This window comes from Mucilaginibacter sp. Bleaf8, assembly GCF_018390515.1.
Classification (GTDB): Bacteria; Bacteroidota; Bacteroidia; order Sphingobacteriales; family Sphingobacteriaceae; genus Mucilaginibacter.
Window position 1 is genome coordinate 1 of record NZ_JAHBBK010000010.1, and the last position, 13,053, is coordinate 13,053.

General features: G+C 45.2%; 15 protein-coding genes. 7 read left to right on the forward strand and 8 right to left on the reverse strand.

Features of this window, described 5'->3' with window-relative positions; all coding sequences use genetic code 11:
* Nucleotides 1-230 (forward strand): hypothetical protein (locus tag KHS38_RS21720; RefSeq protein WP_213490331.1); only part of this gene is annotated, 230 nt, incomplete at its 5' end.
* A gap of 352 nt (nt 231-582) precedes the next feature.
* On the opposite strand, the gene yiaA is transcribed toward KHS38_RS21720, so the two are convergent.
* Nucleotides 583-1,050 (reverse strand): inner membrane protein YiaA, encoded by a 468-nt coding sequence (gene yiaA / locus KHS38_RS21725; RefSeq protein WP_213490951.1) that lies wholly within the window; start codon nt 1,048-1,050, stop codon nt 583-585.
* Between the two features lie 131 nt (nt 1,051-1,181).
* On the opposite strand from yiaA, the gene KHS38_RS21730 reads away from it, so the two are divergent.
* The gene (locus KHS38_RS21730; RefSeq protein WP_213490953.1) at nt 1,182-2,684 is read left to right on the forward strand and encodes a hypothetical protein; all 1,503 of its coding nucleotides are present in this window, start codon (nt 1,182-1,184) and stop codon (nt 2,682-2,684) included.
* 142 nt (nt 2,685-2,826) lie between these two features.
* Here KHS38_RS21730 and KHS38_RS21735 read toward each other — a convergent pair whose 3' ends face one another.
* On the reverse strand, nt 2,827-3,186 hold the full coding sequence (locus KHS38_RS21735) for a winged helix-turn-helix transcriptional regulator (RefSeq protein WP_213490955.1): 360 nt from the start codon (nt 3,184-3,186) through the stop codon (nt 2,827-2,829).
* 130 nt (nt 3,187-3,316) lie between these two features.
* Here KHS38_RS21735 and KHS38_RS21740 point away from each other — a divergent pair, with 130 nt between their 5' ends.
* Nucleotides 3,317-4,114, forward strand: a complete 798-nt coding sequence (locus KHS38_RS21740; RefSeq protein WP_213490957.1) for an SDR family oxidoreductase — start codon at nt 3,317-3,319, stop codon at nt 4,112-4,114.
* Nucleotides 4,115-4,148: 34 nt separating this feature from the next.
* Here the strand turns inward: KHS38_RS21740 and KHS38_RS21745 are convergent, their stop codons facing one another.
* A complete protein-coding gene (locus tag KHS38_RS21745; RefSeq protein ID WP_213490959.1) occupies nt 4,149-5,066 on the reverse strand; it encodes a helix-turn-helix domain-containing protein in 918 nt (305 codons plus the stop codon).
* A gap of 88 nt (nt 5,067-5,154) precedes the next feature.
* Complete coding sequence (locus KHS38_RS21750) at nt 5,155-5,922, reverse strand: SDR family NAD(P)-dependent oxidoreductase (RefSeq protein ID WP_213490961.1); 768 nt, start codon at nt 5,920-5,922, stop codon at nt 5,155-5,157.
* 247 nt (nt 5,923-6,169) lie between these two features.
* Here KHS38_RS21750 and KHS38_RS21755 point away from each other — a divergent pair, with 247 nt between their 5' ends.
* Together KHS38_RS21755 and KHS38_RS21760 are read left to right on the forward strand one after the other, a co-directional pair.
* Complete coding sequence (locus KHS38_RS21755) at nt 6,170-6,910, forward strand: SDR family oxidoreductase (RefSeq protein WP_213490963.1); 741 nt, start codon at nt 6,170-6,172, stop codon at nt 6,908-6,910.
* 26 nt (nt 6,911-6,936) lie between these two features.
* Nucleotides 6,937-7,857 carry a helix-turn-helix domain-containing protein gene (locus tag KHS38_RS21760; protein ID WP_213490965.1) on the forward strand — a complete coding sequence of 307 codons (921 nt, stop codon included), beginning with the start codon at nt 6,937-6,939 and terminating at the stop codon, nt 7,855-7,857.
* Nucleotides 7,858-7,882: 25 nt separating this feature from the next.
* On the opposite strand, the gene KHS38_RS21765 is transcribed toward KHS38_RS21760, so the two are convergent.
* Nucleotides 7,883-8,770 (reverse strand): RNA polymerase sigma factor, encoded by an 888-nt coding sequence (locus KHS38_RS21765; protein ID WP_213490967.1) that lies wholly within the window; start codon nt 8,768-8,770, stop codon nt 7,883-7,885.
* Between the two features lie 535 nt (nt 8,771-9,305).
* On the opposite strand from KHS38_RS21765, the gene KHS38_RS21770 reads away from it, so the two are divergent.
* Nucleotides 9,306-10,328 carry an LLM class flavin-dependent oxidoreductase gene (locus tag KHS38_RS21770; protein WP_213490969.1) on the forward strand — a complete coding sequence of 341 codons (1,023 nt, stop codon included), beginning with the start codon at nt 9,306-9,308 and terminating at the stop codon, nt 10,326-10,328.
* 144 nt (nt 10,329-10,472) lie between these two features.
* Complete coding sequence (locus KHS38_RS21775) at nt 10,473-10,892, forward strand: MerC domain-containing protein (RefSeq protein ID WP_213490970.1); 420 nt, start codon at nt 10,473-10,475, stop codon at nt 10,890-10,892.
* Nucleotides 10,893-10,986: 94 nt separating this feature from the next.
* On the opposite strand, the gene KHS38_RS21780 is transcribed toward KHS38_RS21775, so the two are convergent.
* Genes KHS38_RS21780 through KHS38_RS21790 form a run of 3 tightly spaced genes read right to left on the reverse strand, consistent with a single transcriptional unit; the run spans nt 10,987 to nt 13,050 of the window.
* On the reverse strand, nt 10,987-11,673 hold the full coding sequence (locus tag KHS38_RS21780) for a TIGR00266 family protein (protein ID WP_213490972.1): 687 nt from the start codon (nt 11,671-11,673) through the stop codon (nt 10,987-10,989).
* Nucleotides 11,674-11,675: 2 nt separating this feature from the next.
* Nucleotides 11,676-12,386, reverse strand: coding sequence for a TIGR00266 family protein (locus KHS38_RS21785; RefSeq protein ID WP_213490975.1), 711 nt, complete (start codon nt 12,384-12,386; stop codon nt 11,676-11,678).
* A gap of 1 nt (nt 12,387) precedes the next feature.
* The gene (locus KHS38_RS21790) at nt 12,388-13,050 is read right to left on the reverse strand and encodes a TIGR00266 family protein (protein WP_213490977.1); all 663 of its coding nucleotides are present in this window, start codon (nt 13,048-13,050) and stop codon (nt 12,388-12,390) included.
* Nucleotides 13,051-13,053: the final 3 nt, after the last annotated feature.

Here is a 13,053-nt window from a genome sequence, read left to right on the forward strand (position 1 = left end):
AAAACTTCGAAAATGCGCTGCTGATATCCAAGGGGCTGGCGAAAGACGGCTTGGCCAGCGCGGCCGGAACACCCAAAAAGCTTGCTGACCTTGCTTTATTTGTTTACTTAAACAACTCTAAGATGGTAGGATTGCAAAAAATCGCAGCACCTCTTTTTAACTATCTTGCCAAGAGTGCCATTAAAAAAGGGCGTTTGAAAGAACTCGAACTGAAGTACTGCGGAGAATAAACAATGCCAATAGCAGTTTGGCTGCTGTTTAGGCATGGAGGGAATGATGTGAGACTGACAATGTCAATTGCGTTTTAAGGCAAAATGTTTTCTGTTAGAATATTTCATTGCAGTGAGTCCTTTATCAAAAAAGAAGGTTAATGAAACGCCGTAGATGGACGATGATTCGTAAATGTCAACGAAGCCATAATTAGCAATTACTCCGTTGTTACCTAAGGAAAGCATGAATGGCTTGTGGAATCCAAAATTCGGCTAAGCATACTAAATCCCGCCAAAGAATGAATTCATAATCAGGAACGTAAAAAACCCGCAGGCTTGACAGGCAAGGCACTGCGGGCTTGCAACCGCTACGTTACAGTTCTTTATCCCCAATCAGTTTTGCGTCGCGGGTATTCTTTTGTACGGCAATGGCCGAAAACATGCTCAGGCAGAATGCCATGGCATAAAAGCCTTTTTCGCTCCGGGCAAGATCTGCGTTCCATAGGCCAATGGTTAGTAATACTATGGCTGCAATAGTGGCAAACCAGCTCAGACCATAGTACAGATCCGTAACGGTAACGCCTTCGGCCCTGTCTCTTACAATTTTTTGTACAGAAATTACGGCGAATAAGCCGAACAATAAGATAGTGAAATAATAGCCTTTTTCGTTCAATTGCATACTTGCATTCCATAAGCCTATGCAATAGCCAACGGTTCCTGCCAAGAGGGCAAACCAGGAGGCCCCCATAAATGCGGCTGTAGGTTTAAACGGGTTTCTAACATTTTCACCATATTTTAATACGGGTGAATTTTCTTCTGTTCTGTGTTGTAGCGGTTCCATGTTGTTTTTGTTTTAATGATTAATATGGAAGCAAAGGTGGGATGTAAAGCACACTTAAAAAATACAGGTTGTGCAAAATACTGACGATATAATTTCAATTATCGTACCTTTATAACTACTCACATACCCTTATGGATTCTCTTTCAGAATTAATTACCCTGCTCAATAGTGCCGATAAAAAGCTATTCAGGCAATTTTTACAGCGTAAAAATAAAAGGAGCGATGTAAAAAACCTGCAGTTACTTGATTTGATAGAAACTGACGATATAGCTGGGTTAAAAAAGCTTTATAAGCCAGAGAAAAACAAGGATGCCTACCATGCCCTGCGTAAAAGACTACAGGATAATTTGCTGTTGTTTTTATCGCAGAAAACGTTCGAAAGCAATCACTCTGATACTTATGACGCGCTGCGCCTGCTCGTGGTAGGCCGTTTTTTGTTAGAAAATGATGTGGCGAGGGTGGCATTCAAATGTCTGGATAAAGCGGAGCGGCTGGCTAAGTATCTGGAGCAGTTTAATTTACTGAATGAGCTTTTGCTACTAAAGCTACAGTATGCCCACTTACCAGGAGCGGAAGACCTGGAAACTCTGACTGTGCGCTTTATGCAAAACCAGTTAGATATGCAACGCGAGGCTAAGCTCAATATGGCCTATGCCTTTTTAAGGCAGCAACTGCAAGAAATACACCTGAAAGGCAAAATCGTTAATCTGACAGCTTTAATGCTAACGACCGTCCGGAAATACAAAATTTCCATGCAGGACCTGATGACTTATAAGTCGGTTTATCAAATTCTTTTCATCGCGAACGAATACGCAGCCATACAGCAGAACTATGCGTTAATAGAACGCTATATCACACAAACGAATAGATTTATAGAAGGTCAGGCGAATAATAAACCGGCCTATCTGTTTTACCATATATCTATCTTGTATTTTATGGCGAACTTTCATCTAAGGCAAAAGGAATTCGCAAAGAGTGCATCCCTACTGAAGGAAATGATGGATCTGATGATGACGGACAGCCGTTATTATTCACTGTTTTATTTGCGTCATCAGTTACTCGCTGGCCTTGGCCTGTTTTTTACAGGTTTGGCCGATGATGCGATCAAGCTGTTGCAGGCATCGCTCTCTGGGATAAAGCCTGCATCTAAACCAGAAGATGTAGAGGATTTGAGAATATGCCTCGCCATGTTTTTAGCCTTGAGCGATGACCGGAGAAGTTTGAAGCAGATGACGCAACTAACACGCACGGATGCCTGGTACGAGAAAAAAATGGGCATGTTGTGGACCATCCGAAAGAATTTAATGGAGATTTTGGTTCAGGCACAGTTCTCCAATATTGAGCTGGCCATGTCGAGGCTCAACAGTTTTCGGCGGCGCTATAAGAAATATCTGCTAAAAACCTCGGAAGAACGGGTGCTGTTGTTTCTGAGGCTGGTTGAAAAATACCTGGCAAAGCCCGATGTAGCATCTGAAGCGGCGTATAGAAAGACGGTTTTAAGCTTGCTAGGCCGGGCAGAAAATAACGACATCTTCACTTTAAGCTTTATTGCCTGGATGATTGCGCGCTGGGAAAAGAAAACAGCTTATGAAGTTGTTTTAACCATGATGCAGGATAACAGCTTTGCGCAATAGTACTTATACATATTCCAACTATTTTATAAACCGAGGCTGAGTGCTTAATCCTGACGATATCCAACTTTGGAAAATCTGGTGTTTACTCAGTTATTGATTCAACAATGAGTCATGACTGTTTATTGACCGCATGGTAAGGGCATCAAGTAATTACCGGATCCCAGGTACATCGCGTTGCCGGATCTTCCATCTGTGCGCCCCAGTCGTGCATTGCCTTTAAAACCGGGATCAGCGTTTTACCAAGCTCACTTAGTTCATATTCCACCCGGGGAGGTTTTTCCATATAGCTGTGCCTTACAATCAGGCCGTCTTCTTCCAGCTCTTTGAGCTGCTGGGCCAATATCTTTCTGGAGATATCAGGCATTTGCACGGCAAGTTTCCCAAACCGGACTTTGACACCGGTAAGTATCCTTATCAAAACAATAGGTTTCCACTTACCGCCAATATATCCCATAGTGCGTACTACGGCACAGTTGTCCGGGTTCTGAAGTGCTTTTCTCATTAGTTACCTTTATGTTACTACTTATTGCCTTTAGTTACAACAACGTAACCACCAATATCGGGCAGATCAAAGAATGCTTGTAATTGCTTTAGTTTCTTTGCGAAACAAAAGTAAATTAAATTTAAAGAATATGAACAATCAACAACAAACGGAGCAGGATTTGGCAGGTAAAATCGCGCTGGTAACTGGTGGTACAAAAGGGATAGGCAAAGCCATTGCAGCCAGATTAGCAGCGGCGGGTGCTACCGTGATCGTCACGGCACGTAACCAGCCAGACGAAGCAGAATTCCCTTATCACTTCATTGCGGCAGACCTGTCCCGGCCGGCAGATGTAACCCAAGTAACGGAAGAAATTAACGCTCAATTTGGCGGTGTAGATATCCTGATCAACAACATGGGCGCCAATACTTTTCCGGGAGGTGGCTTTGGTGCATTGAATGATGAACATTGGGACCAGGCGTTTCAAGTAAATCTGTTCTCCTCTGTCAGACTGGACAAAGCGTTGCTTCCCCAAATGCTGGCTCGTAAAAACGGTGTGATCATTCATATCTCTTCTACCACCGGACAATTCCCGATATGGGAGTCTACCCTGGCGTACACTTCGGCCAAGGCTGCCCTGAATGCTTACAGTAAAGCGCTTTCTGATGAGGTGGCACCACAGGGTGTGAGGGTTGTAACTGTATCGCCCGGATTGAATAAAACCGAAGCTATGTCAAACTTCCTGAATGACTTGGCAAAGAATGCCGGAATTTCGGTAGAAGAGATGACGCAAAATCTATTCAACCGTGTAGGCGGCGTTCCGCTGGGCAGAATGGCCGAGCCGCAGGAGACGGCAGAACTGGTTCACTTCCTTGTGTCGCCGAAAGCTTCCTATATCACCGGGGCAAATTATTTTATTGACGGTGGCAACTTCCCCGTTGTAAAATAGGCCAGAAAGCTTGACCATAAAACTGTTTGAGAAACTAATTGAAAGCCGATCTGAACTGCACGGGCGAAAGCTTTGTCTTCATTTTGAATAGCCTGCTAAAGGATTGTGAATGCTCAAAGCCCAACTGGTAAGCAACCTCACTAATGGTTAGGGTTGTGGTAGAGAGGAGTTCCTTTGACTTATCAATTAGCTTTTCATGGATATGCTGCTGTGCGTTGAGTCCGGTGAGCGAACGCAGCATATCACTTAGATAGTTGGGCGTGTAGTTTAATTGTTCTGCCAGGTATTGTACGGTAGGTACGCCACTATTGACGGATTTTGCTTCTTTAAAGTAAGTATTGAGCAGCTCTTCCAGTTGCTGAAGCAGGTCACTGCTGGCGGCCTGCCTGGTGAGGAACTGACGCTTGTAAAAGCGCTTGGCGTAACTGAGCAGCAATTCGATCTGTGCAATGACCACTTCATGGCTAAAATCATCTATCCGGCTATTCAATTCTTCCCCGATGATGGTAAATATAGCTGATACCGTCGTCCTTTCCTGTTCAGAAAGGTGTAAGGCTTCATTCGAGGCATAGGAGAAGAACCCATATTGTTTGATCTTTGCTGCAAGCGGATAACCCTGGAGGAAATCCTGGTGAAAGATCAATGAATAGCCCTCATTCCCCTTGTATATGGCTGTACTCCCTACAATTTGATTGGGGGCTGTAAAAACCATACTTCCTTCATCAAAGTCATAATAACCCTGGCCATATCTGAATTTGCCACCTAATTTATTAATAAAAGAGATTTTGTAAAGCGTTGTTACGTAGCTAACCGGCAGCCGGCTTAGGTTAACCTGTTCTTCCCTGGTATCCAGTAACGTAATCAGTGGATGAGCAGGCCCCGGCAAATCGAGCATACGATGTATCTCGGTTATGGATTCCAGTTTAACAACTTTTGGCGTTTCGCTTTTCATATTTAAAGATAATAAGGAAAACCGGTGACCCATCGGTCGCCGGTTATAAATTACATGTAAAAGATTTATCTGTAAGGACAGGCTGCGCCTACCAGGGCATCGGGCCATCCGGGCCGGTAAAGCCGTCGGTCGGACCGTCGGTCTCCAAGGCTACCCGTACAGGTTCACGCGAGCCAACTTCCAGACTGTCTGTTCCCTTAAAATTGTTCAGTGCAGTAGCGGTATAGCCGGGGCTGGTGGCATTCACCTTAATGTTTTCCTTTTCTAATTCTAAAGCAAATGCCAGTGTAACGGCGTTAAGAGCCGTTTTGGATGCTGCGTACACAATGCCAAAGTTTTCGCGCGCCCAACAAGCCGGGTCGGATATCCAGGTCAGTGAGCCCAGTCCGCTTGATACATTAACAACGCGTGCAGCCGATGACTTGCGCAGTAAAGGCAAAGCAGCCTGGGTTACCGCTATCACACCGAACACATTCGTTTCCCATACGGTGCGTACTTCATCTAAAGACACATTCACGGCACGTCCGGTACTCATAAGTTCCTCCGGGTTTTTAGGAGATGTGCCGCCATGTGCTATTCCGGCGTTGTTGACCAGCAGGTCCAGGCGGCCATATTCATTCCCGATACGTTCTATTGCTGCGTTAATGCTTTGTTGCTGCGTAACGTCCAGCTGAATTGCTTTTGCATTTTCACCTATCTCGGCAGCCGCTTCTTCTCCGTTTTTCAACTTGCGCGAGCCCAGGTATACAACGTAACCATTAGCTGCGAGCGCTTTGGCAATCTCATTGCCTACTCCCTGGTTGGCACCGGTTACTAAGGCTACCGGTTGGGTTAATGATGCTGTTTGATTATCCATAAAATATTTGATTAACTTTTTACTGATAGCAAAAGTCTGTAATAGGTCTCACGCAATTGTAACCAAATCAAGGAGAGTTGTAACTGAAATGAAGCTGGTTACTGGTTTATAAATGTATCCTCAATACGCCGGCCTCTTTGATCAGCTTTTTTTATGGCAGTTTGCCAAAGCGACTACGAATTACGCTAAATCGGCTACACTAAAGCCATTCCCGGTTTGGAACTTTGCTTAACTAAAGAATATAAATATGCAAAACGGAATTCAAGGTAAGGTAGTTGCCGTAACCGGCGCCAGTAGCGGCATTGGCAAGGCAATAGCAGAGTTACTTGCAGCACAGGGAGCGAAGGTTATGCTGGGTGCCCGCCGAACTGACCGGCTCATAACAATTGCAGATGCTATTCAGCAAAACGGCGGAACGGTAGCCTATATGGGGATGGACGTTACCCGGCGCAGTGACTTGGAACAGTTGGTTACAGCGGCCGTTGAAAATTTCGGCCGGCTAGATGTCATGATCAACAATGCGGGTATCAGTCAGCTATACAAAATGGAGGAGTTGGATGTAGAAGGGTGGGAGCAAATGATCGATGTTAACCTGAAGGGTACGCTGTATGGTATCGCTGCCGCCCTTCCTGCTTTCGTGAAGCAGGGCTCGGGCCATATCATCAACATCATATCTACAGCCGGTATCAGCATCGTGCCAACAATGGGCGTTTATGCGGGTACCAAGAATGCAGTGCGTACCATCGGCGAGGCCTTACGGCAGGAATCAGATGGCCGCTGGCGGGTAACGGCTATTTCACCTGGTTATGTAGCTACCGAGTTCGTTAGCAATATCAGGAACGAGGCGGTTAGGGAAACCATTCAAAAAAATGCCGACCGGATGGCCATTCCGGCAGAAGCTGTAGCGCAGGCCGTTGCCTATGCTATCAGTCAGCCAGACAGTGTGGATGTTGGCGATATTGTCATCCGTCCTTCCGTTCAGGGTTAAACCATTATCTTTATAGGATTACATTAATGACGAATTCGCCTGTGATATTAAAATTCAGCAGCATTACTGATCTGATGCACCGGCTGGGGCAGCGGCCGTTGCATCCGCTGATTACTCTGGTAAATTATGACCGGGTTGAGATCGATAGGAAAGATGCGGGCAGCTGGTTCCTGCTGGATTTTTATAAGATCACCTTCAAGAAGAATTTTATCGGCACCGTGAAATATGGGCAGGGTATGTATGATTTCAAAGAAGGCGGCATGGCATTCCTGGCACCGCAGCAGTTGGTGGAAATGACCGCTGACCCTAACGACTATCAGGGTTATGCTTTGTATTTTCACCCGGACCTGCTCCGCGGGCACGCGTTGGCTCAAGGCATTAACCAATATGGGTTCTTTTCTTATGCCGTGTCGGAGGCGTTGTTTTTGTCTGAGAAGGAAAAACAGATCATAGAAGCGCTTTTTCAAGCAATAGACATAGAGCTGGAGGGTAATATCGATCAGTTTAGCGAGAATGTGATGGTGTCGCAACTGGAATTGCTGCTCAATTATAGTAACCGGTTTTACAACCGCCAGTTCCTGACCAGGAAAAATCAGCACCATGACCTGATCGGCCGGATGAACGCCTGGCTAAATAAATATTTTGATCATGAAGATAGGATGATCAGCGGCTTACCGTCACCGCAAGATATTGCTGCCCATTTAAATGTGTCACAGCGCTACCTGTCAGACATGCTCAAGGCGCTCACCGGCAAAACAACGCAGCAGTATATACATTTGATGCTGATTGAAAAAGCCAAGCAGCTGCTAAGCCAGACCATGCTAAGCACGGCAGAAATAGCTTACCGTTTGGGATTCGAGCACCCACAGTCTTTCAACAAATTATTTAAGCAGCGAACCATGATTTCGCCTGTACAGTTCCGGCGAAATCAATTGCGGGAGAATTAATTTATCGCAATTTTTTCCATCTGCTCTATGATTTGGAATAGAAGCGCTTTAACAAAGCGAGGCGCTTTTTTATGAAAGTATTTGCCATAGGTTCATAGCTGTAAATTTCTTTACCGTACTGACTGACCACGAAACGGAAAGGTTGCTTCAAGGTTTGTGTGAGGTGATAGATGGTAAGCAATTCAGCCAGATCTTCATGCCAACTGGCGGTGCTATAAAGTGATACAAACGGCGTTTGGCAGAGAGCCTTGTAAACCTTTACCGCCTCAGCTGTCAGGAAACGGCGTCCGCCTGGCCGAAAACGGCTTTTTATCACGATAGAATCCGTAAATGGGCAGTCATGGGTATTAATATTCTTCCAGACGCCTTTTGAAAAGCTTGCAGTAAATGCATTCGGTTGCAGTTTCCCGGCTATTGTATCCGCCGAAAGAAGCTGGAGTGATCCATCCACCACATGCGTGCTTTCGTGTAGCAGTATATAGGTTAATGCATTCAAAATGCCAGCCTGTACAGATACCGATATGGTGGAATCACTTCCTGAAAAGCAGGTATGCTCTTTCTCTGTAGCCCATTCAGAAATGGTTTGGTGAAGAATACCGGCACGGAAAGTAATATGGTAAAGATTAATGCCTTCATCTTTGGTGACCGGCGATGTTAAAGCGGTATTGGGCATATTGTCCAGAAAGCTGATACTTTTTAAATGCTGCCTTAATACCTGCTGATGTAAGGGCGGAAGGGCAGCCAAAGCTGTCGCTACTATTTCTGTTTCTTCTTTATTTAGTTGATGTTCGGTTGGTGACATCCCGGCATCCTGAAATTTTTTGATGATATCATCAGGAGTTGCGGCTACGCGTGAAAGCAAGGGTCTGTCCGGAATGAGGTTATATTGTCGCTGAATTTCGCGCAATTTCATTGAGGCGGCTACCTTTTTTAACTGAGCCAAACAGTTTGAAGTGGCCAATGAAAATACAGTAAAAAGGCAAGTTAGGATAAGTATCCGAGGAATTCTCATGAGAGTTACTAAAGACCTTGTTATGTTAAAATGTAATACTACCGAAAGGTTTCTCCGCTTGATGCCAAGTTAATAATTTTTGCAGTTTAGATAAGCTTTTGATACGTTATAAGAATCAATTTGTAGAACTTTTAGATTTTAGAGTTGATGAGTTTTAAGCTGCCGTCGTTTGCATGTATCGATCATACAATTTTCAGGTTGGATCAGCAATCTGTTCATCGTTGCACTATATTGGAAAGGCGAAAAACAAATACCAAATTTTCAATACTACAACTAATTATATTATACCTACTTGCAAGAGTAATGGATTCCGCATGTAGGTATAATATGCTGTAGCCATTCATCATAGTTTAGAAAAAACACCAGTGCAATTATATAAAGGTTGACTTTTCCCTGATACAATACTGGACTTACTATTCGTTAAATTTGCAGTTAAATGAAGAAAATCGGATTCTTATCGTTCGGACATTGGTCCAACCATCCTGCTTATCAAACCCGTACAGCAGGCGATACATTGCTGCAGTCCATTGATTTGGCCGTAGCTGCTGAGGAATTAGGATTGGATGGTGCCTATTTCCGGGTTCATCACTTTGCCCGTCAGTTGGCCTCGCCGTTTCCATTGCTTTCTGCCGTTGGCGCTAAAACCAGCAAGATAGAGATTGGTACAGGTGTGATCGATATGCGGTATGAGAACCCACTTTATATGGTGGAAGATGCCGGTGCTGCCGATCTGATATCAGGTGGGCGTTTACAGCTGGGCATCAGCAGAGGGTCGCCGGAGCAGGTGATTGAGGGTTGGCGCTACTTCGGTTACGAGCCAGCAGAAGGAGAAACCGATGCCGATATGGGACGCCAAAAAGCTTTGGAATTTTTGGATAAGCTGCAAGGCGTTGGCTTTGCGCAGCCTAATCCGTACCCTATGTTCCCGAATCCGCCGGGCTTGTTACGTCTGGAGCCATATGCAGAAGGTTTGCGTGAACGTATCTGGTGGGGTGCTGCATCTAATGCTACTGCTGTTTGGGCAGCCGAAAACGGCATGCACCTGCAAAGCTCTACCCTAAAATTTGACGAAAGCGGCAAGCCGTTCCATATCCAGCAGGCAGAACAGATCAGGGTGTATAAAGAAGCCTGGAAAAAAGCAGGTCACCAGCGCGAACCGCGGGTTTCGGTAAGTCGCTCTATTTTTGCATTGGTAACAGATCAGGACCGGTATTTCTTCGGACAGCAAGGTAAAGCGGCCGATAGTTTCGGTTATATCGAAAGTGATAAGCGCGCAATCTTCGGAAAGAGCTATGCGGCCGAGCCGGATAAGCTTATTGAGGAACTGGCCCGTGACGAAGCTATCCAGGAAGCTGATACACTACTTTTAACCATACCCAATACATTGGGTGTTGATTATAATGTGCATGTGCTCTCTGCTATTTTAGAGCATGTTGCCCCCGCCTTAGGTTGGCGCTAAATGGTATTGTAAGTAGGAGAATAAGCCAAATGATCTAACTAACATCTGTACCTAAGTCATCAGCACAGATTAGGAACGTTAGAAAATAAAATTATATAACACCATAAATGAAACATAGTTGCATTTATGGTGTTATATTTGTCTATGATTATTCAAAGCGTTCGCCGGCGGCTCGATCATGTGGGAATAGGGCTCTCCTTGCTTTGTGCTGTACATTGCACTCTAATGCCCCTTATCTTAACTTCCTTACCTTTATGGGGACTTGGCTTTTTGGCCAATGTATATTGCGAAGCGGCTATCATCACCCTTTCATTTATAATTGCTAGCTACTCGCTTATTGGCGGTTACAAACAAACCAGGTCGGTAGGGCCGCTAATTACGCTGGCTGTAGGTTTCGCGCTCATTTTTGCTGCCCAGTTGTTGGCAAATGAAAAGTATGAGTGGATGCTGATGGTTGCCGGCGGGTTGCTGGTAGGCAGCGCCCATTTATACAATTGGAAAGTAGTGCACAAGGCATCTGTGAAACCTCATTGCTGTGCCAGCAGCCAATGCCCCAATGCTTAATACATAAGCTACATCGATTACCTTTACTTATAAACGTCCAATATTTTATGAACCGTGCAATGATGAATACCTTGCACAGTTCATAAATACCAGATTAATTGTTGGATTTCGCCGGACGGAACGGATTAACCCATGAAATGAAAGGTGATATTTTACGGGTTTGTATCCACACCTTGCCTTTGCCTCTAAAACGGCAAACCAAACCCTCGCCCGAGAAGAACAAAGATTTGTAGCCGCCCACTCTCGAAATGTCATAAGCCAAACCTTCGGTAAAAGCTACAATATGGCCCGTGTCGATCACGTAGCCGTCTTCCACATCAATCTGGATGATTCCGCCGTAGGAATTGAACCACAAATCGCCTTTGCCCGAACATTTGATAAGGAAAAAACTTTCGCCCGAAAAGAAGCCGCGGGTAAATCCCTGCCACTTACTTTCTACAGTTATGTTTTCGGCTGATGCCAAAAATGCGGTGTTCTGCAGGTAAATGGTTTCATTGTCAAGGTAAACATGCTCCAAGTCGCCGGGGCAGGCGGGGGCAATCTGAATATCAGCGTCGCCGTTTTTTGCAGTAAATTCATTTATAAAGATTGATTCGCCGCTAAGAAAGCGTGCTAAACCACCTTTCAACTTGGTTTTCATTTCCAGGTTGGTATCCATAGCTGCCATAGCAGCGGCCTCCACTTTCAGCTTTTGGCCGGAGGGAATGCGTACGGTTAAAAATCCATAATCGGGCTTACAATCCATCTTGAATTCAAACCCTTTTTTATCGAGAAGTTCCATTGCTATCTTGGCTTTAATTTGGGGCCTAAACTATATCCGAATGATGATGTATTGTGCGATTGTATCCAAACCGTGCCCTTTCCCTTAAACTTACACACAAAACCTTCGCCTCCTAAAAACGAGCTTACCCAGCTTTTGCCGGCTTTGGTGAGCGAGAAGTTCAGGCTTTCATCAAAGGCAACAATATGGCCGGTATCAACAATATACTCGCCATCAACCGTTATCGGATAAATTGCGCCGAACGAATTGACAATGACGGTACCTTTGCCCTTTATCTCCAACCAAAATAAACCTTCTTTGGAAACGAGCGATTTGAAGCCTTGCCAGCTCATGTTAATTTCGATGCCGGGACTGCTGGCCACATAAGAGCCACCTTGTACAATAAGGCCCTCGCCGTTAAGCTCTTTCACCATCATATCGCCGGCGTGTACTGCGCCAAGCCAAACGGTGCCGCCTTGCTTACCAGCCGTGTAATGGTTCAGGAAAAAGTTTTCGCCGCCCAGCATGCGTTTGATACCTTTCAGAATGCTGCCCGACCCTTTTTTGTGGGTAGTGGTAGTTAAGCTAACATCAGGACTCATGGCAATCATCGATCCACCTTCGGCCGTAAATTCCTGGCCGGGGCTTAATTTGATTTCGGCAGCAGATGAACCGGGGCGCAACCGCAGATTTATATACAGGGTATTACTGTTTGTTGTAAATTGCTGTTCCATGTTACGCTAAATGTCTGTTAATCCATGATGCAAGTCCGGCAAGGTTGCGGGTTTGCATGTAAATTTTACCTTTTCCCTCAACGCGCGTAACAAAACCTTCGCCGCCAAATAGGCTGCTGAAGATGCCGCCCGCAAGCTGGGGCTTTAATTTCATCTCGGGACCATAAGCTACAAGGTGACCTGAATCTACAATGTATTCGCCGTTAATCTCTTTTTCTATAATACCGCCATAAGCACCGAAAATAACTTTTCCGTGTCCAGAAACTACCAGTTTAAATAAGCCTTCGCCGCCAATAAGGGAGCCGAAGCCGGCCCATCTTAAACCAAGTTTAATACCGGGTTCCGATGCAATGTAAGCGCCTTGCTGCAGGCAGTAACTATCGCCGTGCAGTTCTTTTATTTCAATATCGCCTGGTGTCGGCTGCGTAAGATGCAGGGTAAGCCGTTGGTTGGTTGAATTGCTGAAGTAGTTGATGAACAGGCTTTCTTTACCCAGAAACTTTTTGGCTAAGCCGCCAAAAAAGCCGCCATTCAGCCTGGCTTTCATATCAAGCGCTGCCGACATGCTCGACATTGCGTCTGATTCGGCAACGATAGTTTCACCTGGTTCAAGCTCCACAATAACGTGGGCAAAAACAGGTTTTCCTTCTATGGTTATATTCATATT